The 18,897-nt window shown below is 40.9% G+C and carries 17 protein-coding genes and 2 pseudogenes; 6 read left to right on the top strand and 13 right to left on the bottom strand.

The genetic code is table 11. From position 1 onward, the window contains the following. Positions 1-2: 2 nt before the first annotated feature. From VB775_RS16725 to VB775_RS16705, 5 genes are all read right to left on the bottom strand, one after another. Positions 3-1,016: an NAD-dependent epimerase/dehydratase family protein gene (locus VB775_RS16725; protein WP_281009071.1), complete on the bottom strand. Its 1,014-nt coding sequence runs from the start codon at positions 1,014-1,016 to the stop codon at positions 3-5. 97 nt (positions 1,017-1,113) lie between these two features. Beyond that, positions 1,114-2,271: a DegT/DnrJ/EryC1/StrS family aminotransferase gene (locus VB775_RS16720; protein WP_281009070.1), complete on the bottom strand. Its 1,158-nt coding sequence runs from the start codon at positions 2,269-2,271 to the stop codon at positions 1,114-1,116. After that, the gene (locus tag VB775_RS16715; RefSeq protein WP_281009069.1) at positions 2,268-2,882 is read right to left on the bottom strand and encodes an acyltransferase; all 615 of its coding nucleotides are present in this window, start codon (positions 2,880-2,882) and stop codon (positions 2,268-2,270) included. Before VB775_RS16715 ends, VB775_RS16720 begins: the two co-directional genes overlap by 4 nt. Beyond that, positions 2,875-3,828 (bottom strand): Gfo/Idh/MocA family protein, encoded by a 954-nt coding sequence (locus tag VB775_RS16710; protein WP_281009068.1) that lies wholly within the window; start codon positions 3,826-3,828, stop codon positions 2,875-2,877. Before VB775_RS16710 ends, VB775_RS16715 begins: the two co-directional genes overlap by 8 nt. Positions 3,829-3,867: 39 nt before the next feature. Beyond that, on the bottom strand, positions 3,868-5,208 hold the full coding sequence (locus VB775_RS16705; protein WP_281009067.1) for a nucleotide sugar dehydrogenase: 1,341 nt from the start codon (positions 5,206-5,208) through the stop codon (positions 3,868-3,870). Positions 5,209-5,280: 72 nt separating this feature from the next. Between VB775_RS16705 and asnB the strand changes: the two genes are divergently transcribed. Continuing rightward, on the top strand, positions 5,281-7,191 hold the full coding sequence (asnB, locus tag VB775_RS16700; protein WP_281009066.1) for an asparagine synthase (glutamine-hydrolyzing): 1,911 nt from the start codon (positions 5,281-5,283) through the stop codon (positions 7,189-7,191). A 60-nt stretch (positions 7,192-7,251) separates the two neighbouring features. On the opposite strand, the gene VB775_RS16695 is transcribed toward asnB, so the two are convergent. After that, positions 7,252-8,427: a glycosyltransferase gene (locus tag VB775_RS16695; RefSeq protein ID WP_281009065.1), complete on the bottom strand. Its 1,176-nt coding sequence runs from the start codon at positions 8,425-8,427 to the stop codon at positions 7,252-7,254. Between the two features lie 165 nt (positions 8,428-8,592). Between VB775_RS16695 and wecB the strand changes: the two genes are divergently transcribed. Next, positions 8,593-9,678, top strand: coding sequence for a non-hydrolyzing UDP-N-acetylglucosamine 2-epimerase (wecB, locus tag VB775_RS16690; RefSeq protein WP_281009064.1), 1,086 nt, complete (start codon positions 8,593-8,595; stop codon positions 9,676-9,678). 128 nt (positions 9,679-9,806) lie between these two features. Next, on the top strand, positions 9,807-10,733 hold the full coding sequence (locus VB775_RS16685) for a glycosyltransferase family 2 protein (RefSeq protein WP_281009063.1): 927 nt from the start codon (positions 9,807-9,809) through the stop codon (positions 10,731-10,733). 153 nt (positions 10,734-10,886) lie between these two features. Here VB775_RS16685 and VB775_RS16680 read toward each other — a convergent pair whose 3' ends face one another. Beyond that, positions 10,887-10,991: a hypothetical protein gene (locus VB775_RS16680; protein WP_281009394.1), complete on the bottom strand. Its 105-nt coding sequence runs from the start codon at positions 10,989-10,991 to the stop codon at positions 10,887-10,889. A 41-nt stretch (positions 10,992-11,032) separates the two neighbouring features. Between VB775_RS16680 and VB775_RS16675 the strand changes: the two are divergent. Then, positions 11,033-11,183 (top strand): annotated as a pseudogene (locus tag VB775_RS16675) (transposase); the annotation flags it as partial. A 24-nt stretch (positions 11,184-11,207) separates the two neighbouring features. Next, positions 11,208-11,351 (top strand): annotated as a pseudogene (locus VB775_RS16670) (IS256 family transposase); the annotation flags it as partial. 172 nt (positions 11,352-11,523) lie between these two features. Here the strand turns inward: VB775_RS16670 and VB775_RS16665 are convergent. The 5 genes from VB775_RS16665 to VB775_RS16645 form a co-directional block, all read right to left on the bottom strand. Next, positions 11,524-12,999: an alpha-amylase gene (locus tag VB775_RS16665; protein ID WP_281009061.1), complete on the bottom strand. Its 1,476-nt coding sequence runs from the start codon at positions 12,997-12,999 to the stop codon at positions 11,524-11,526. A gap of 918 nt (positions 13,000-13,917) precedes the next feature. After that, on the bottom strand, positions 13,918-14,238 hold the full coding sequence (locus tag VB775_RS16660) for a hypothetical protein (protein WP_094534760.1): 321 nt from the start codon (positions 14,236-14,238) through the stop codon (positions 13,918-13,920). A gap of 257 nt (positions 14,239-14,495) precedes the next feature. After that, entirely contained in the window at positions 14,496-14,798 is a 303-nt protein-coding gene (locus VB775_RS16655) for a hypothetical protein (protein WP_281009060.1), read from the bottom strand. 190 nt (positions 14,799-14,988) lie between these two features. After that, positions 14,989-16,077 carry an AI-2E family transporter gene (locus VB775_RS16650; protein WP_281009059.1) on the bottom strand — a complete coding sequence of 363 codons (1,089 nt, stop codon included), beginning with the start codon at positions 16,075-16,077 and terminating at the stop codon, positions 14,989-14,991. A 184-nt stretch (positions 16,078-16,261) separates the two neighbouring features. Further along, entirely contained in the window at positions 16,262-16,963 is a 702-nt protein-coding gene (locus tag VB775_RS16645; RefSeq protein WP_281009058.1) for an ABC transporter ATP-binding protein, read from the bottom strand. 66 nt (positions 16,964-17,029) lie between these two features. On the opposite strand from VB775_RS16645, the gene VB775_RS16640 reads away from it, so the two are divergent. Next, positions 17,030-17,728 (top strand): Uma2 family endonuclease, encoded by a 699-nt coding sequence (locus VB775_RS16640; RefSeq protein WP_281009057.1) that lies wholly within the window; start codon positions 17,030-17,032, stop codon positions 17,726-17,728. A gap of 3 nt (positions 17,729-17,731) precedes the next feature. On the opposite strand, the gene VB775_RS16635 is transcribed toward VB775_RS16640, so the two are convergent. After that, entirely contained in the window at positions 17,732-18,382 is a 651-nt protein-coding gene (locus tag VB775_RS16635) for a DUF2079 domain-containing protein (protein WP_281009393.1), read from the bottom strand. Positions 18,383-18,897 lie beyond the last annotated feature (515 nt).

Raw genomic sequence — 18,897 nt, 5'->3', positions numbered from 1 at the left:
CTTTATCCTTTAAGCCCAGCTGCCAAACGACGCATTTCCACGTCTTCTTTATGAGTATTTCGCCACTCAATCAAGTTTTTGATTCCTTCGCGCAACTCAGCTTTAGCTGTAAACCCAATTTCTGAAGTTGCTTTTTTAGGACAACCAACACGATTTTTGACAAAGGTTGTGCCACCAGGTTCATACTGAATTTTGAGGTGAGAGCCTGTAACTTCCAAGATCATTTCAGCTAACTCTTGAATAGTTGTTTTTACACCTGTACCAACGTTGTAGAAAGAGTCTGTCTTATCAGCTTTCATTGAACATACATTTGCAGCAGCACAGTCACCAACATATATAAAGTCATAGGCTTGTGATCCATCGCCATAAACAACAGGCGGTAAGCCCTTATCTAGACGATCTAAGATTTTCATAATCACGGCAATATATGTTCCCTTGTAGTCTTGGCGTGGACCATATACATTCATATATCGCAAGCCTACATAGTCAAAATGTTTGTCAGTACCTTTGTAGCGATGGTACAAAGATCGACACATATGCTCGCCAGCGATTTTGGTAGCGCCGTAAAAGTTATTGTTGTTGTAGGGATGATCTTCGGTGATTGGTTCTTCTAGTGCATCTCCATAAACAGAAGCAGATGAGGAATAAACCAGCTTTTTCACCCCATTGTTAATACAAGCTTCAAGTACATTAAATGTACCGCCAATATTTACTTCAAACGCAGAACGAGGAAAGTCATAGCAATGTAATAACCAGAGAGCCGCAAAATGGAACACTCCATCAATATCTTTCATGGCTACGTCTAAAATATCTCGATGCATTAACTCCCCGCCCAGAGGGAAGATATTGACCCTTGGATCTTTGAGTGACTCAGCAAGGTTCTCACGACTACCACGGCTCAGGTTATCGTAGATCCGAATTTCTGCAACATCCTCCTGAAGAAGCTGATCGACTGTATGAGAACCAATAAATCCTGCCCCACCAATGACCAGAAAGCGCTTACCTTTTAAGTCCATTCCCTAATTCCTTACTCAAATTCTACAAATTGCTTGATTAAATTGCTTGATTAAATTGCTTGATTACATAAATGGCAAGCTGAAAGATGAACTAGTTCTAAATACTTGTTCTAAGCCATCCTATCACTTCTTCGGCGATCGAGCGATCTAGCTCTGGCCAAATTGGCAAGCTTAATACTTGTGTTCCTAGTTGATCGCTGATGGGATTAACTGGATATTTACCTGCATAAATTGGTAACCGATCTTGAGGAATTGGATAATAGATCATTGTGCTAATACCCTTAGCCGATAGATCACTTGCCACTTTGTCCCGATCACCTTTAACAATCCGAATTGTGTATTGATGAAAAACGTGACCAGTGACCACCTCAGGCGCGACTACTTCAGGGATATCTGCTAATAACTCAGTATATAAACTTGCCACACGGCGGCGACCTGCATTCCATTCATCAATATGGGGTAACTTCACCCGCAGGATGGCAGCCTGTAAGGTGTCTAGGCGGGAGTTATAGCCAATGATTTCATTGTGATATTTCTTTTTAGCACCATGAACACGCAGCATCCTTGCTAAATCAGCGATCTCATCATCGTTGGTAGCAATCAAACCACCATCACCGTAAGCCCCCAGATTTTTGGAAGGGAAGAAAGAATAAGCCCCGACATCGCCAATTGTGCCTGTCATCTTGCCCGTGATCGTAGAACGCAAAGTTTCACTACAAGCACCATCACAACCTGAACATGTACCTGCATAACGAGCCCCAAAGGATTGGGCACAGTCTTCGATCACTTTCAATCCATGAGCTTGAGCAATCCCCATAATTTGCGTCATTGCCGCAGGATTACCATAAAGATGCACAGGCATAATAGCCTTGGTTCGAGATGTAATTTTGTCCTTGATTTTGGCAGGGTCAATATTAAAGGTCTTTGGATCAATATCGACAAAAATGGGGGTTGCACCAACGCTACTAATTGACTCAGCTGTTGCAAAGAAAGAAAAAGGCGTGGTAATCACTTCGTCCCCAGATCCAATACCCATTGCTCGCAAGCCAATTACCAGAGCGTCTGTCCCAGAATTAACCGTGATCGCGTGTTTAACACCTAAATAAGTCGCAACCTCCTGCTCAAACTGCTTGACATCAGGTCCCATGATGAACTGACCTGACTCCAATACGCGATCAATCGCTGCATAGATTTCGGGCTTAAGGCTTTGGTACTGGGGAGAGAGGTCGAGAATCGGGATTTTTTGATCGCTCATGCTAATTTTTTGATTTCTGTATCTGATATTTTTTGGTATTTATCGCCAATGGAGTCTACTGCGTATCCTTCAGAATCAAATTCGAGGACATCACCATAGGCACTCATCCAGCCGATGATTCTGGCGGGAACACCTGCAACCATGGCATAGGCAGGAACATCTTTGGTGACCACTGCACCTGCGGCGACAAAGGCGCGTTCATGCAGGGTGATGCCGCAGACAATCGTAGCATTTGCGCCGATACTCGATCCATGTTTGATCCGCGTTGTTCCATAGTCAGCACTGGTGTTGCGAGGATATTCACAGCGTGGCGTTTTCACATTGGTAAACACCATGCTGGGACCACAAAACACATAATCTTCGAGGATTACGCCTTCGTAAAGAGAGACATTGTTTTGAATCTTGCAGCGATCGCCCACAATCACGTTGTCCGCGACAAATACATTTTGAGCAAGAATGCAGTTATTCCCAATCTTGGCTTTGCCCATAATGTGAGAGAAATGCCAGATTTTTGTGCCATTGCCAATGCTTGCACCTACATCGATATAAGCGGATTCATGGGCAAAGTAATCTTGTTCTTTTGGAGAATTAACAGAATTCATCTCAGGCATTAATCGCCTCCTCAGCTTTTTCTAAAACTTCCACAACTGCCACCCCATTCCAACCATCCGATCGCGGACGTTGACGGGTGGCAATACAATCAAGAAAATGCTGGCATTCAATCTTTAAGGGCTCGGCAGCTGCAATTTCCACTGTTTCACTACCATGATCCTGATTGTTTAACTCGGCATCAATGGTTTTGTTGTGAATCGTAACGGTCTGAGCCACCTCGTCGTAGACCAGCATTTGTTTTTCGGCAAGCACAACAGTAGAACGCTGAGACAAAGGGTAGTACCACGAAGTATGTACATGGGCAGTTTGCCCGCTGGCGAATTGTAAATCTACATGAACATTGTCAGCAATACCCGACTGCAACATGGCGTGACCAGTTGCCTTAACATCTTGTAGTTTTAGAGCTGTTGATGAATTGCTGAGCAAATCTAAAATCACTGAGACATCGTGAGGAGCAAATGACCACCAGACATTCTCTTCACGGCGAACCTTTCCGAGCTTTACCCTTTGTGTTGATACATGAAATACTTTGCCTGCTTTACCAGTGGCTAAATAGTCACGCATCCAAGCGATCGCAGGTTGATATAGCAACAAATGCCCCACCATTAAAATCTGGTTTTGGCGATCCGCATATTCCGCAAGATGACGAGCCTCCGACGTTTTAAGAGTCATCGGCTTCTCCACAAATACATCTTTACCTGCTTGCAGAGCTTGCAAGGCAAGTTTGTAATGGGATGGCGCAGGAGTTGCTAACACGATCGCCGCATCCGTTTCTAAGGCTGATTGTAGATCGGGATAAAGAGTCACATCAGGAAAATTGGATGCTATCCCCGCCCGTAAGTCTGGACTCATTTCGGCAACACCCGCCAATGCACCGAGGGCATGAAAATTACGAACAAGATTTCTGCCCCAACTACCTGCCCCAACCACAATAACTTTTTGCATAGATAATTTTTGAGATATCCAGATTCAGGTTTATAAAACTTAGAGGAGTGTAACGTTAGCGCGATCGCCTTGCAGATGTCTTGTCACTCCTCTTGTATCGAGAATTGCCTTCGCTTTAGCAACAAGATTTGCATAATCAATTTGACTATGATCGGTCAAAATTATAACGATATCTGCATTAGCGATCGCGTCATCGGTAAGTGGAATTGATTGTAAAACTTGACCTCGGATCTTGATTTCAGACACAAAAGGATCATGGTAAACGATATTGGCACGATCTTCGAGTAGTCGCTTAATCACATTAATTGAGGGAGACTCACGCCAATCATCAATATTTTTTTTGTAGGCGACACCCATTACTAAAATATTAGATCGTGATGGGGCAACTCCAACTTGGTTAAGCACCCGCCATGCCTTCTCGCGCACAAATTCAGGCATTCGACGATTGATTTCACCTGCGAGGGCAATGAAATGGGTTTCAAAGTTAAATTCCTTAGCTTTCCACTCTAAATAATGGGGATCGATAGGAATACAGTGACCGCCCACCCCAGGACCTGGATAAAATGGCATGATTCCAAATGGCTTAGTATTAGCAGCATCTAGCACTTCCCAGACGTTGAGATCCATGCGATCGCAAAGTATAGCCAACTCATTAACAAGTGCAATATTTACCGCCCGAAACGTATTTTCAAATACCTTAACTAATTCGGCAGCTTTGGCGCTACTTACAGGAACTACGTGATCAATGGTTTGTTCGTAAAATAACTTGGCAATTTCTAAGGAACGTGGATCAGATGCGCCAACCACTTTATTAGTATTTTTGGTGGTGTAGCGCAAATTCCCTGGATCGACTCGCTCAGGCGAATGGGCTAAGAAAAAATCTTCCCCCTGTTTTAAACCACTAACCTGCTCCAAAATTGGACGCATCACCTCATCGGTCGTCCCAGGATAAGTTGTTGACTCAAGGGTAATTAATTGACCTGCTCTCAAATATTTGGCTAACTGCTGAGTAACAGACTCGATATAGCTCAAATTGGGCGTGAGATTTTTGGTAAGTGGAGTTGGTACACAAATAACGATCGCATCCATTTGTGATACTAGCTCGTAACTAGTTACAGCCTTGAGCTTGCCACTACTAACAATTGCTTGTAATTCTTCAGTTTTGACATCAGGAATATAGTTTTCTCCTGCATTAACCTGATCCGCGCGCTGAGGATTTTGCTCAAAGCCAATCACGGAATAACCAACCTTTGCTTTTTCGACTGCAAAAGGCAAGCCCACATAGCCAAGCCCAATAACGCCCACCAATGCCGAATGATCTTTAATTTTGGTTTGCAAGTTTGCAAAAGTGGATGATTGCTCCACGCTTATAGACTCCATACACACATAATCAAGTAAAGTTAAGGACACACAATCGCTTACTAAGTCTATCAGCGTTTATTGACCTAACTCATGTGCGGCATCAGTGGAATTTGGAATCGAGATCAAAAAACTGTGGAACGATCGCTTTTACAGACTTTTACACAAGTTATTGCCCACCGAGGTCCCGATGACAGTGGTTACTATTTTGACGACGCCTATGGTTTGGGATTAGGGCATCGGAGACTATCGATTATTGATTTGTCATCGGCGGGGCATCAACCGATGTCTAGCTACGATCAACAATGTTGGCTGGTATATAACGGTGAAATTTATAATTACCTAGAATTGACTGCCGAACTTGTGAATCTAGGATATCAATTTCGTAGTCATTCAGATACCGAAATGATTTTGGCGGCTTATCAAGAATGGGGATATGCCTGTCTTGATCGCTTTAATGGTATGTTTGCTTTTTTATTATGGGACAGTAGTAAAAAAGTGTTATGGGCGGCTCGTGATCGCCTTGGGGTGAAGCCACTATATATATGGGAGCAATCGCCCAATATGATCGCCTTCGCCTCAGAGATCAAGCAGTTTACGAAACTACCCCACTGGCAAGCTCGAGCCAATCCCCAACGCTGTTATGACTTTCTCGCCTATGGGATGCTCGACCATACTAGGGAGACAATGTTTGCAGTGGTTTGGCAATTGCGCGGCGGCGAATACTTAACTCTTAACTGCGATCTCCAAGCTGAAAACTTTGGTAAGCCGATTGTCAAACAGTGGTATCAATTGCCATCGACACAGCAAAAAATTTCTATGTCCGATGCAAAACAAAAACTGCAAGATTTGCTCCAAGATTCCGTAAAACTACGCTTGCGAGCCGATGTTACCGTTGGCTCTTGTTTGTCTGGGGGGCTAGATTCCACCTCAATTGTCTGTCTTAGCGATCGCCTAAGGCGCGAATCATCCAACAATATCCCTTTTCAAACTTTTTCCTCTTGTTTTGACGACCTGCGCTACGATGAGCGCTCATATATCAAAATGGCGATCCAACAAACTCAGGTACAGCCTCATTTTATATTTCCTGATCCTAACGAATTATTTACAAAGCTCGATCACCTAACTTGGCAGCAAGATGAACCTTTTGGCTCAACCAGTATTTTCGCGCAGTGGTGTATATTTCGACAGGCTGGCTTATCAGGTGTCAAAGTAATGCTGGATGGACAGGGAGCCGATGAATTACTCGGTGGCTACACCAAATTCTACGCAGCCCTATTCTCACATTTACTCAGTAGCTGGCAGTTAGATAAATTATTGCGTGAAATTATTACCTGTCGGCGTTACCAAAATGTGACGGAAATTCAACGGATGATTGAGCCACTATTACCAGCATGGATACGTCAACCCTTACGTCGTCTACTCGGCTATGGCTCAGAAATGGCAGTTCCTAGTTGGCTAAACGCTAACTATTTGCGATCGCTAGGAGTTGATCCGCAATCTAGCGCCAAATTAGCCCTTGCCCCGCCCAAGTCAATTCATACACTCTCCCATATACAAATGACTGCTACTAGTTTGCCGATGCTTTTACATTGGGAAGATCGTAACTCAATGACTCATTCAGTCGAGTCCCGTGTTCCATTTTTAGATTATCGTTTGGTGGAATTTGCCTATTCCCTTGACGATACACTCAAGATCCAACAAGGACAAACTAAAGCTGTCTTACGAGAAGCTATGCGTGGCATTTTGCCTGAACCAATCCGTACCCGTCAGGATAAAATGGGCTTTGTGACTCCTGAGTTGCAATGGATGCGCCATGATCTGAGCGATCGCTTTGAGTTAGAGTTGCAAGAAGCGATTTTAAACTTAGGAAAGTGGTTGCATCCTGATATGCTAGAAAAAATCTTTCAAGCAACACTTAATAGGAAAAAAGAAATGCAAAGTGTTATCTGGCGCGTAATTAGCTTCAGTCGATGGTTGAAAGTATTTGAGGTACAGACATGAGTTAGCAATTATTATGAAATCAATTTTTAAAATAATTGCTGGATATGAAAACTCAGTCCATTAGCGAAGATCATTATATGCTTCCATTGATTGAAGAACTTTTTCTGTTACTAATTTCCAAGAAAAATACTTCTCAGCATAGTTCCGAGCATTCAGAGACATCTTAGATAGATCTTCTAATTTAGACATCATATCTATTGCTTTAATCGCTAAATCTTCAGAACTGCCTGGGCTGTGTAAAACTAAAAATTGAGCTGGTTCCAATTCTCGTATACCTGTAATGTCTGATGCAAGTATTGGTCTTCCAGTAGCTGCATAGGCATAAAGTTTAATAGGAGAATAGCCAATATTAGCCAAACCATGTTTTGGCAATAGTGCGATATCAAAACAGTTAATATAGGCATTAGATTCTTTGTAAGGAACTGCGCCTATAAATTGGAGGAACTCTAAATGTCCAAACTTTTCTTTTAAATAGTTTAACTGTCGTCCACCGCCTACTATTAGCAAACGAGATTTGGGATATTTTTGACAAATTATCGACATAGCATTAATTGCTACTTCTACACCCTGCCAAGGTTCCAAATCGCCAATAAATCCCAAGTAGAAGTATTCTATTTCTAAGCCGAGTTTTTTAAGTGATGTTTCTCGATTATCTCGCTGGAAAAAGTTAATGTCAGTTCCATTTCCAGCAACAAATACTTTTTTTTCATTTATCCCATTTTCAATTAATTTTGCTTTGATATTAGGAACTACAGCCCTTACTAAATTAGCAAGTTTAGCATCAGTTATTTGTAAATACTTAATAACGTTTTGTTGCCAAGCTGAGACACCCATCATTTTAAGTTCATCAATAAACCATCCATTGTGTTCAGTCATAATATATTTAAACCCTCTTATTTTTAGCGCTAACAAAACAACTAATGACAATAAATTACTCCGTAGATATACCCAGTCATAATCATTGGGATTTTGCAATAAAACAGTGAAGAATTGAGACAAACTATTTATACTTGTCTTACTAGTTGGAATTAGTTTGCTTAAGGTATTACTAGAAAAAATTACCCGATCAAAAAAGCCTACACCTATCTGATTATCAATTTCTTTACTCCCTGTACTAGGAATAATTACATCTACGGTATGACCAGCACGACAAAACTCTTGAGCAATAGATGTAAAATGAACAGTGCCACCATTTGATTCAGATAAGTTAAGAGTAGAGATAATTAATATTTTCATGTTTTTGACCAAATTTAGAGAATTTATCTTACTTATATAGCGCTTTTCACGCAAGCGAGTTACAAATATTTTTTCTCACCTTGCGTTAAAACGCTTTTCAATATACAGGGAAGCGCTATATTCTAGAATAAAAAGCACAATTTTTTCCTCATGCAGAACTCTCAAATGAAAATATTAACTATTGTAGGAGCAAGACCTCAGTTTATTAAAGCCGCCGCCGTTTCTCGAATAGCGAGATCGCTAGACCATATTACAGAGGTTCTAGTACATACAGGACAACATTATGATCAGAATATGTCCGATGTGTTTTTTACGGAACTAGATATTCCTAAACCTGATTATCATCTTGGTATTGGCTCCGCAAGTCATGGCGCACAGACTGGCAAAATGCTAGAAGCGATCGAGCAAGTTTTAATTACCGAGAAGCCAGATTGGGTATTAGTCTATGGAGATACAAATTCGACTTTAGCGGGGGCGATCGCAGCCACGAAATTACATATTCCCATTGCTCACGTAGAAGCTGGATTAAGATCTTTTAATCGACGAATGCCTGAAGAAGTTAATCGAGTATTAACCGATCACGCAGCCAATTTATTATTTACACCCACTACAACTGCTAACCAAAATTTGTATCAAGAAGGTATTTCTAGAAATCTTGTGCATCTTGTCGGAGATGTCATGTACGATGCATCTCTTTATTATGTTCAAAAAGCAGAATTAGCCAGCCATATTCTCGATAGTTTAAACCTACAACCCCAACAATATATTTTAAGTACGATCCATCGTGCTGAAAATACTGATAACTGCGATCGCTTGACAGCAATTTTTAAATCTTTAAGTGAGTTTAGCCAAGAAATTACAGTTGTTTTACCCCTACACCCACGCACTAAAAAAATCCTAGAAGACATGCAATTGTTAGATAAAATCCCTAAAACATTATGCTTGATTGAACCAGTTGGTTATTACGACATAATCATGCTGGAAAAAAATGCCAAAATGATTGTCACCGATTCTGGTGGGATACAGAAAGAAGCTTATTTTTATCAAGTTCCCTGTATAACTTTACGAGATCAAACTGAATGGGTAGAACTAGTTGAATCAGGATGGAATTGCTTAATTTCCCCTGATTCAACTAGTTCTAAAATCTTACAAAAACTGCATCATCAAATTCATCAGCCTTCGCCATTAGACACTAATCAGTTATATGGTGATGGTACAGCCTCAACGAAAATTCTAAAAACATTAAAATAAGGAATGGGCGATTTCGCGTCGTCTATTCCTTATACTTTCAGGAAATCAAAAATCAAATCCTGTTTATATGAATTTCCAAAATCCGTATAAATTTATAATTCTTTTGGCGATCGCTTAGGAGAAATACTGTGTCAGAAATGTTGTGGTCAGTGGTTGTGCCCACTTATAACCGCCTACCAATTTTGCAAAAATGTCTAGCAGCGTTGGAAAAACAGACCATAACCCAGCCTTACGAAATTTTGGTGATAGATGATGGCTCATCCGATGGCACGGTAGAGTTTTTGAGAGCTAATAGTGATCAGTATCCACATTTGCGCCTATTAACCCAAGACCATGCCGCCGCCGCCACAGCCCGCAATTATGGCATTGACTCAGCCAAGGGCAAATACATTGCCTTTGTCGATAGCGATATTACTGTTAATCCTGAATATCTCCAAGCCCATACCGAGACTCTAGCTCAAGGTGAAAAAGTCTATAGCTATGGCAGGATCATCGACACTAGCAATTTGGAAGCACCTGATTCTGAGCCTGTCTCCGCAGTGCCATATTTTACGGCGGCGTTATTTGACACTTGTAACTTAGCGATCGCCCGTAAATGGCTGTTAGAAGCAGGAAAATTTGATACAGGCTTTTTCCAATATGGTTGGGAAGATTTTGAGCTAGGAATGCGCGTTAAAAAATTAGGTTTAAAACGTTTGACCTGTGCAGGGGCGATCGCTTTCCATTACCACGCTAAATTTTCCATTGATAAAATGCCCCGTTTACTTGATTTAGAAGAACAACGTGGTCGAATGAGCATTATTTTTTATCAAAAGCATCCCACATGGGAAGTCAAGTTAATGATTCAAAAAACTTGGCTGCATTTAGCTCTTTGGGGGATTCTCACTCTCGGAGGAACACTCAACGATCGCACCCTCAAACCTTTATTGATATGGCTATGTGATCGCGGCAAATCGGAAGTTGCGATGGAAATCTTTCGGATTTATATGAATTGGTACACGGTAATTTGGATGTATCGTAATTGGGATGAAGAAAGCAAGCTGATGTTCCGTTAATAATTTAACGTCAGTTCGACGAAAGCGAAAAATGGTAAGAATCGCTAAGCGATTCTTACCATTTTTCGCCATTTGCGGCGTGCTTCGCACGCCGCAAATGGCTATATTGAACTCACGTTAATTTAGGTGTAAATGCCCAGATCTTTGCTTTTTCTATTGAGCGTTGCTGACTGGATGGAAATGGTTATAGATATGCTGTGCTAACAGCTTGCCGAAACTGTCGGTTTCGGCAAGCTGTTCGACTGTTGCTTGACAAATATAATCTACGGAATGGAATTTTTCTAGCAGGATCTTTTGGCATGGACGGGTACAAGGAATTTCTGGGTATGTGGATCCCCCCCCAATGAGGGAGCCAAAGTCTGGTTGTCCGTACTCACCGAAATTCATAACCGTGGAGTCAAAGATATTTTGATTGCTTGCGTTGATGGTTTGACTGGTTTTCCCAATGCGTAAAGTGTGATTATATCTCAACAGATTTTCCCGTCCGAAGAGGCTGCTTTCAAGCTCGTTTATTTGGCGATGCGGAATATTTCTAAGAAATGGACAATGCCGATTCGGGATTGGATACCTGCTCTTAATCGCTTTACCATCCTCGAAGAGGATCGACTCCACATCTAGCTTCTAGACTTTACACATTTTACTTGACAGTCTCAAAAATCCAGTGATTTATATAGCGATCCTAAATGATTTGTAAGATCTTGGAGGGTTGTGAGAGTGCGCCCCTTCGGGGCGTACTCTCACAACCCATTTAGGATTGCTATAGCTAGAGAAGTTTTTAAATCAGCTTTCCTTATTTCTTAATCCATACAGATACAGAACCAGCATTGCAACGAAACTCTGCCCAACCTTCATCGTTGGTGGTTACAGGCTCATCGATATGCTCAGTAATATCGATATAGGTACTATTTGGATGTCCAATATTCATCCATTTTCGTCCATCCTCGCCATTACTTAGCACTACAGCCATTCCACCAGAATGCTCATCATCGCCCAATCTCGTCCAACCAATCGTATTAGGATGGTCAAAATAGTCAAGTTGATCGCCATAGCAATAAGTTTGTCGAACTAAAAGGAATTTATCAAGTAACCATTGGTGGCTATCCATCCAAATTTCGTACTCATTGCCATCTTTCCCAAAATCTTTGTAATGTGCACCGTAGTAATCACCGTAAAAAATACAAGGATATCCTTCACGGCGCAGCAAAATTAGTGCATAGGCAAGGGGCTTAAACCAAGACTCGACGATGGATTCTAAAGACTGCAATGGTTGAGAGTCATGGTTTTCTACCAAGGTAACGGCAAGGGTTGGTTGCTCTTTGACCAAGGTATTTTCAAAAATTTGGCTGAGGTCATAATCTTTGCCAGCTTGACTAGCGAGATGGAAATTTAGGTGCAAGGGTGCATCGAATAGATCAACCTTGCCTTCAGTAACCTCGATGAAATGATGCAAAGCTTCAACTTCGTAAGACCAATATTCTCCTACGGCAAATAAATCCCGTTTGGCATAATGGCGCACATGCCCTAGCCATTCTTGAAAGAATTCGGCAGAAACATGTTTGACTGCATCAAATCGGAAGCCATCCACATGGGTAGTATCATAAATCCACTCTCCCCAATATTTGAGTTCTCCCTGTACTTCAGAATTTTGTATGTCGAGGTCACAGCCCATTAAGTAATCGAAGTTCCCTTTCTCAAGATCAACATTTTGGTCAAAGGATTTGCCCTTGAGTAAGTAGATAGCATCTTCACCTTCGTTATAAACGTTGTAGTCGATCGCATCAAAGTGCCACCAATGCCATTCCATTGTGGAATATCTGCCTTTGCGACCTTCAAAGGTGAAATGCGTCCAAGCCTTGATCTTTTGATACTCACCGATCGCTTGATTGCGATTTTCCATGCTAAATGGTGTTGCTTCTACTTCTTCTGTCTGATCGGCTCCTAGTTTATGATTAAACACTACATCCGCATAGATATGAATTCCTGCTTTCTGGGAAGCTTTAATGGCACGAATATATTCATCTTTAGTGCCGTATTTGGTTCTGATGGAACCCTTTTGGTCAAATTCCCCAAGGTCAAATAAGTCATAAATGCCGTAGCCCACATCCATCCCTCCACCTGTGCCTTTATAAGCAGGTGGCAGCCAAAGGGAAGTAATGCCAATTTTTGCTAATTCCTCGGCTTTCTCAGCTACTTGATTCCATAGGCTTCCATCATCTGGCAAGTACCAATGGAAGTACTGCATCATCACACCATTCTGGTCAGGCATTGTTACATTCTCGGTGTAAGGTTAAAAAAACAAACTAGAAGCAAGAAGTTCTTGCTTCATTGCGAGATCCTCTTGGCAATAAAGCCTTTGGGAACACGCCTAAATAATGCATTTAAGGAAATCTAGACTATTTTAGCAATTTAAAATTTCACCCCATGGATACAAGGGCTGGCGATCATCTATCTTCAAAATTATTAAGACAAATCAAACATCTAAGAGCAAGTGGGACTTTTGATGTCAGAACTGTTTTTTCCTAAAGACAATGACGTTTTGCGCCTACTCTGATTGTGTTTTAACTAGAAATGCGATCGCTATATCTACAAGCTGAATACCATTTGTTACATTTTATTTCGTAATTCATCAAGTCACTCATTTCATTCGATATATCAACCACACTTTTATGAATGTATATAGCAATCCTAAATAGGTTGTGAGAGAGCGCCCCTTCAGGGCGCTCTCTCACAACCCTCAAAATCTTACAACTCATTTAGGAGTGCTATAGCTGTCGCAAAGTGTAATAGAGCGTGAGTTCGATATAGCCATTTGCGGCGTGCAAAGCACGCCGCAAATGGCAGAAAATGGTAAGAATCGCTTAGCGATTCTTACCATTTTCTGCTTTCGTCGAACTGACGTTAAAAAGAGGGGGGGATTTGAATTCTTACCCCTTTTTAAGGGCGTTAACATACTTGACGCACCCCTCAACCCCCAATCCCTTCTCCCGCAGGAGAAGGGGAGAAATATTAGATTTCTTGTTCCCCTCTCCTGCGGGAGAGGGGCTAGGGGTGAGGGCTTAGTGCTTTGGTTTGTTAAGTAAATGAACACCTTTTTAAGGGGGATTGAGGGGGATCTCTTAGAACTTTTGACCGCAGAAAGTAATTCTTAAATGGTTTCTTAGAGAACTTAGCAATAACATTTCAATTAAAATTCTTCAATTTCTAGTTGACCAACAATAAAGGCGACACAGCCGAAAGCACAGGTAATCGGCAAGGGGTTTTTGAGGATAAAGCTAAAGATTGATGCTAGGCAGGAAATGGCGATCGCGGCAAATGTCCAAGTCTTTTCATCATCACTCATTCCTTTGGCATTTTTAATGGCTCGAAGAGTATCGTTAGGAATTGGTAATGGCATTACAGAACTAGGTGGAAATGCCCAATAGTTACAACAACGTTCTACAAATAGGTCAGTCCAACCATTCTCTTGACACCATTCGTCAATCCATTCATCCCGAAAACGCTTCATATGCACAAATTATTCAGTAATTCTCTAAATAGAGAAACATGAGCGGCGTTTGGTTGCTACTCATGTTTCTTTTACTTAGGTTAACAGGATATCCATGAATCGGGGCATAAGTTACAAAAACTTAAAGATGCATTTATAGCAATGTACGTTTTGCTATCGCCATTTGCGTCGTGCGAAGCACGACGCAAATGGCGAAAAATGGTAAGCATCGCTTAGCGATGCTTACCATTTTTCGCCTTTTTAGAACTCACGTTAGTTTATTGCCTTGCTTCAACATTTACAAATGAGCCGTCACTTTGACATTGATCAAACGATGTAGTTTTACCAGCAGCTAATGAAGAAGTTAAACGCTCCTGATAAATTTTGCCTTGACTGTTGCGGCGGTTGACTTTTACATTTCTTACTGTTCTACCAGTAGAATTTTTGGCTACATAAGTAACACATTTAGGGGTGGTAGATTGTTTAGTTGAGATTGGCAGATAAATAATTGTTGCTTGTGATTGGGCGACAAGTTGAATTTGAGTAGTGTTTATTGTTGTACTGAGAAGTAAATCGAGCATTGTTTTTAGAATATTGTAAGTTAATTAATAGGTATTCCCCCTCTAAAAATTAATCTTACCCTTATTTTGATGATAAAAAACATGTAAATACAATACCCAAATAGATAGAGGCGGCACTTCGCGCCGCCTCTATCTATTTGGGTTTCATTTTCTAAGCAAAACTTACAGTGCTATATATTCTAGAAATTTGTCATTTAATTGAAACTTCTGTATGAGCTTCAGGACTCGCCTCAATAGTAGGCGGACTATTCACACCGCGAATTGTGTCGAAAGTACCTTTGATAAAACCAGCGATCGGCACAGCTACCAATAAACCGAGTACACCATTTAACTTAAAGCCAATATCAAGAGAAATTAGCATCCATACGGGATTTAAACCCGTTAACTCACCAACAATTCGAGGACCGAGTACATTCTCCACAATTTGAATTATTGCTACGGCGACCAATAACACCTTGACTCCAAGCCAAAAATTTTGTAATGCGATTAATAGGCTTACAGTAATAATTGTGCTGGAGCCACCAAGGGGAATTAAACTGGCAATACCAATACCAAAGCCAAAAAGCTGAGCAAGGGGAACCCCTAAAATTAGCATGGCAGTAGTTTGTGACACACCGAGGATCGTTGCTAAAGTTACCTGTCCAACAATAAAACGCTCAAAATTACGGGGCAATAAATTCCGAACTTGATCGTTCCATTTTTGGGGTAGCCAACTTAGCAAACCATTCCACAAAAAGGAGCCACGCAGGACGAGAAAAATTGAAAATATCAAGGTTAAGAAGATATTTACAAGACTACCGATCGCTCCAAAGACAATACTAAAAAGTTGACTAGTCAGCGATCGCAAGACACCCGTTAACTTTTCGATGAGTTGATTAAAGGTGCTACTAATATCAATCGGTAACTGCTGGGCGATCGCCCAAGTTTCAAGAGTTAGTAGCTGCTGCTGACCCGACTTAATCCATTCAGGTAGGCGCACGATTAATTCATTTGCCTGTGCCAAGATTAAAGGCACAAGAAAAATTGCTAAGGTGCTAAGCAGCATGAAAAATATCAGGATTACTAGTCCTGCGGCAATGCCTCGCTTAACCTTCAGTTTGATCAGAAAGCGTATGGGATAATCTAGCAAAAACGAAATAACTGTTGCCGTAATGAGAATACTGACTAATGGTTGCAATTCTCGGCATAGCAATAGCAATAACCACCCGTTTAGAAAGATTAACGGGAAAGTTAAGCCCAGTGAAAACCAACGAGGCAACTTATTGAGGGTCTCAATCATACGAAACAATTTGAAGCGCTAGGTATCTACTTAAAATTGTGCGCTAAAAGTGTTGGATAAAACACAAATCCACTAAAAGTTTCCCATAAAGCTTAAAAGAACGTGAGTTCGATATAGCTGCTATATCGAACTCACGTTAAAAGACGAGTGGCGGTGCAAAGCACCGCCACTCGTCTTTTAGGTCTCATCCTAGATAAGCTTGGCGCACCCTTTGATCAACTAATAAGTCTGACGCTTGCCCCTCAATGGTGATCACTCCCGACTCCATCACATAGCCGCGATTTGCATGTTGCAAAGCCAAGGTGGCGTTTTGCTCAACTAATAAAATCGTGACTCCATCTTGGTTGAGATTAACAATGGTTTTAAAAATTTCGCGCACAATTTGCGGTGCTAGCCCTAAACTTGGCTCATCTAATAGCAACAACTTGGGGCGGCTCATTACTGCACGGGCGATCGCTAACATTTGTTGTTCACCACCACTTAAGGTTCCTGCGAGTTGATCACGACGTTCACCTAGTCTCGGAAAAATCTGAAATTGCTTTTCGATATCAGCTTTAATTCCCCAGCGATCGCTACGTAAAAAAGCCCCTAGTTCCAAATTATCCAGCACAGTTTGTCTTGCTAATACTCTCCGCCCCTCTGGGCTATGGGCAATCCCAATTTTGACTATTTGATCTGGTCGTAGATTCGTAAGATTTTTACCGTTGTAAATAATCAGTCCTGAACGTGGCGAAACAAGACGAGAAATAGTCCGTAAAGTGGTCGTCTTACCTGCGCCATTAGAGCCAATCAAGGTCACGATTTCGCCTTCATTGACTGTTAAATTAATATCCTGTAAGGCTTGAATGCCACCATAGTTAACGCTAAGGTTATTAATCTCTAACACTTAATCTCATCTCCCAAATTTTCTGCCTAAGCTATACTAAAACGAATATTGCTATGGAGACTTGCCATGGTGCTTTTGAATGTCAACCCGCCATCTGTTAGTGAAAATATTGTCAATGGTGATATTGATGCAAGTATTTCTAAAGATATCAAACTACTTCCGATTGAAATAGAGAGTGACGAGCCAGAATTGGAAAGTGATTTACACCGTGAACAAATCAATCTTTTAGTTCGCCTTTTGAAATATTACTGGCGTGATCGCCAAGATGTCTATGTGACAGGTAACCTCACAGTCTATTACAATCCAGACAAACTCACAAACCGTGACTTTCGGGGACCCGATGTATTTGTGGTGATGGATGTAGAAAAGCGCGATCGCAAAAGTTGGGTATTGTGGAATGAGGGCAATAAATATCCGAATCTAGTGATCGAGTTATTGTCAGACTCTACGGCAAAAGTAGATCGCAGCACCAAAAAACTGCTATATCAAGATCTGTGGCGCTTACCTAATTACTTCTGGTTTGATCCCGATAGTTTAGAGTTCGCTGGGTTTAAGCTAGTTGATGGCAAGTATGAGGCGATCGCACCGAATGAATCAGGATATCTATGGAGCGATCAACTAGAGCTATATCTGGGTATCTATGAAAAACAATTGCGATGGTTTACTGCTGATGGCGAATTGATCCCAACAGCAGAAGAAAGAGCTGATAAGTTAGAGGCTATTTTGCGATCACAAGGAATTGACCCTAATCAATTATCAATCTAGAAATCACAAATTATTTTTCGCAAATAAATAAACATCATCTTTCTGATACTCAAGTTTGAAACTAGGTATTTGTTTTGCTTGTTCAACCAGACTCAGCGCATAATTGCGATCGCTTTGATAACCGGGATGCCTCGTATTTAGCAGAATATAATCAAACTCCTCAAGATTAGGATTCAGATTAGAAAAGGCTAATTTGACTTGAGGGCGATGAGTAACATGGGAAGAAATTTCATGGGTGGTAAGAATACTGCCTTGAGTTTTAACCAAGGCGATAGCTTCATTATTAGCTTGCCAAGTATCTAATGATCCCAAGTATTCGCCAGTAAATAGATTTAAACGTGACATTGTTACAAATGCTAATGCTGTCCAAAACAATATAAATTGATACCGCCATTTCTTTTGTCCTGTAAATTCACTAATACTAGAAATGACCATTACAATCAAAATCGGTAAGATAGGCAAAGGATAATGATTTGCCAAATATCTTTGTTGAGGATCAGCTGACAAAACACTCATTAATATGGTTGGGAATGCAATTACTAATAGTGTTTTATTTGCATGTTTTAAGCACCAAATAACTGGTGCAACTAATAACAATAAGTATATCAAGCTCTCAACTGAGAAAACTTTACTTAAAATCAAGTTTGGTTTTATAACTACACCAATTCAAGGATGAAATGCAACGCCTAGAGATCTTTGCCTTAGTGGTGCAGAAAAGTCTGGAAATCCGCACTATATCGTAGTCTTAACCTAAGATGTATTTTAACAGCTTTTACTCAAAGCCTTGTAAATATGCTATTTCAAGAGATTAATTTGCCTGAATAAAATCTTAAAATAAGACCTCAAAAAATTTTCTGCACCACTAAGCACTTCAGCTTGTTTAGACGTTGTATAAATAGCCACTGGTCTGTTAAAGATGAATTGGGTTTGAAATGGACATTTCATGACGACAGAAAAGACTCAAATAAGTCGATCACTTTTTTAGCTGACCAATGCCTTATAAATAAAGACTTGGCTTCACTCATGACGCTTTTATTTATAAGGTTCGCCAATTCAAGGATGAAATGCAACGGGTTCTGATGAAGCAAAGAATACTTCGTAAGGAGTACGATAGTCAAGTGATTTTCTGGGTCTGTAATTGATCAAATTCACTGCCTTCTGAAAGTCCT

The organism is Pseudanabaena sp. CCNP1317 (genome assembly GCF_034931345.1).
GTDB classification, from domain to species: domain Bacteria; phylum Cyanobacteriota; class Cyanobacteriia; order Pseudanabaenales; family Pseudanabaenaceae; genus Pseudanabaena; species Pseudanabaena galeata.
Note: the sequence above shows the minus strand (reverse complement) of the source record. Positions and strands in the feature narration are given on the sequence as shown.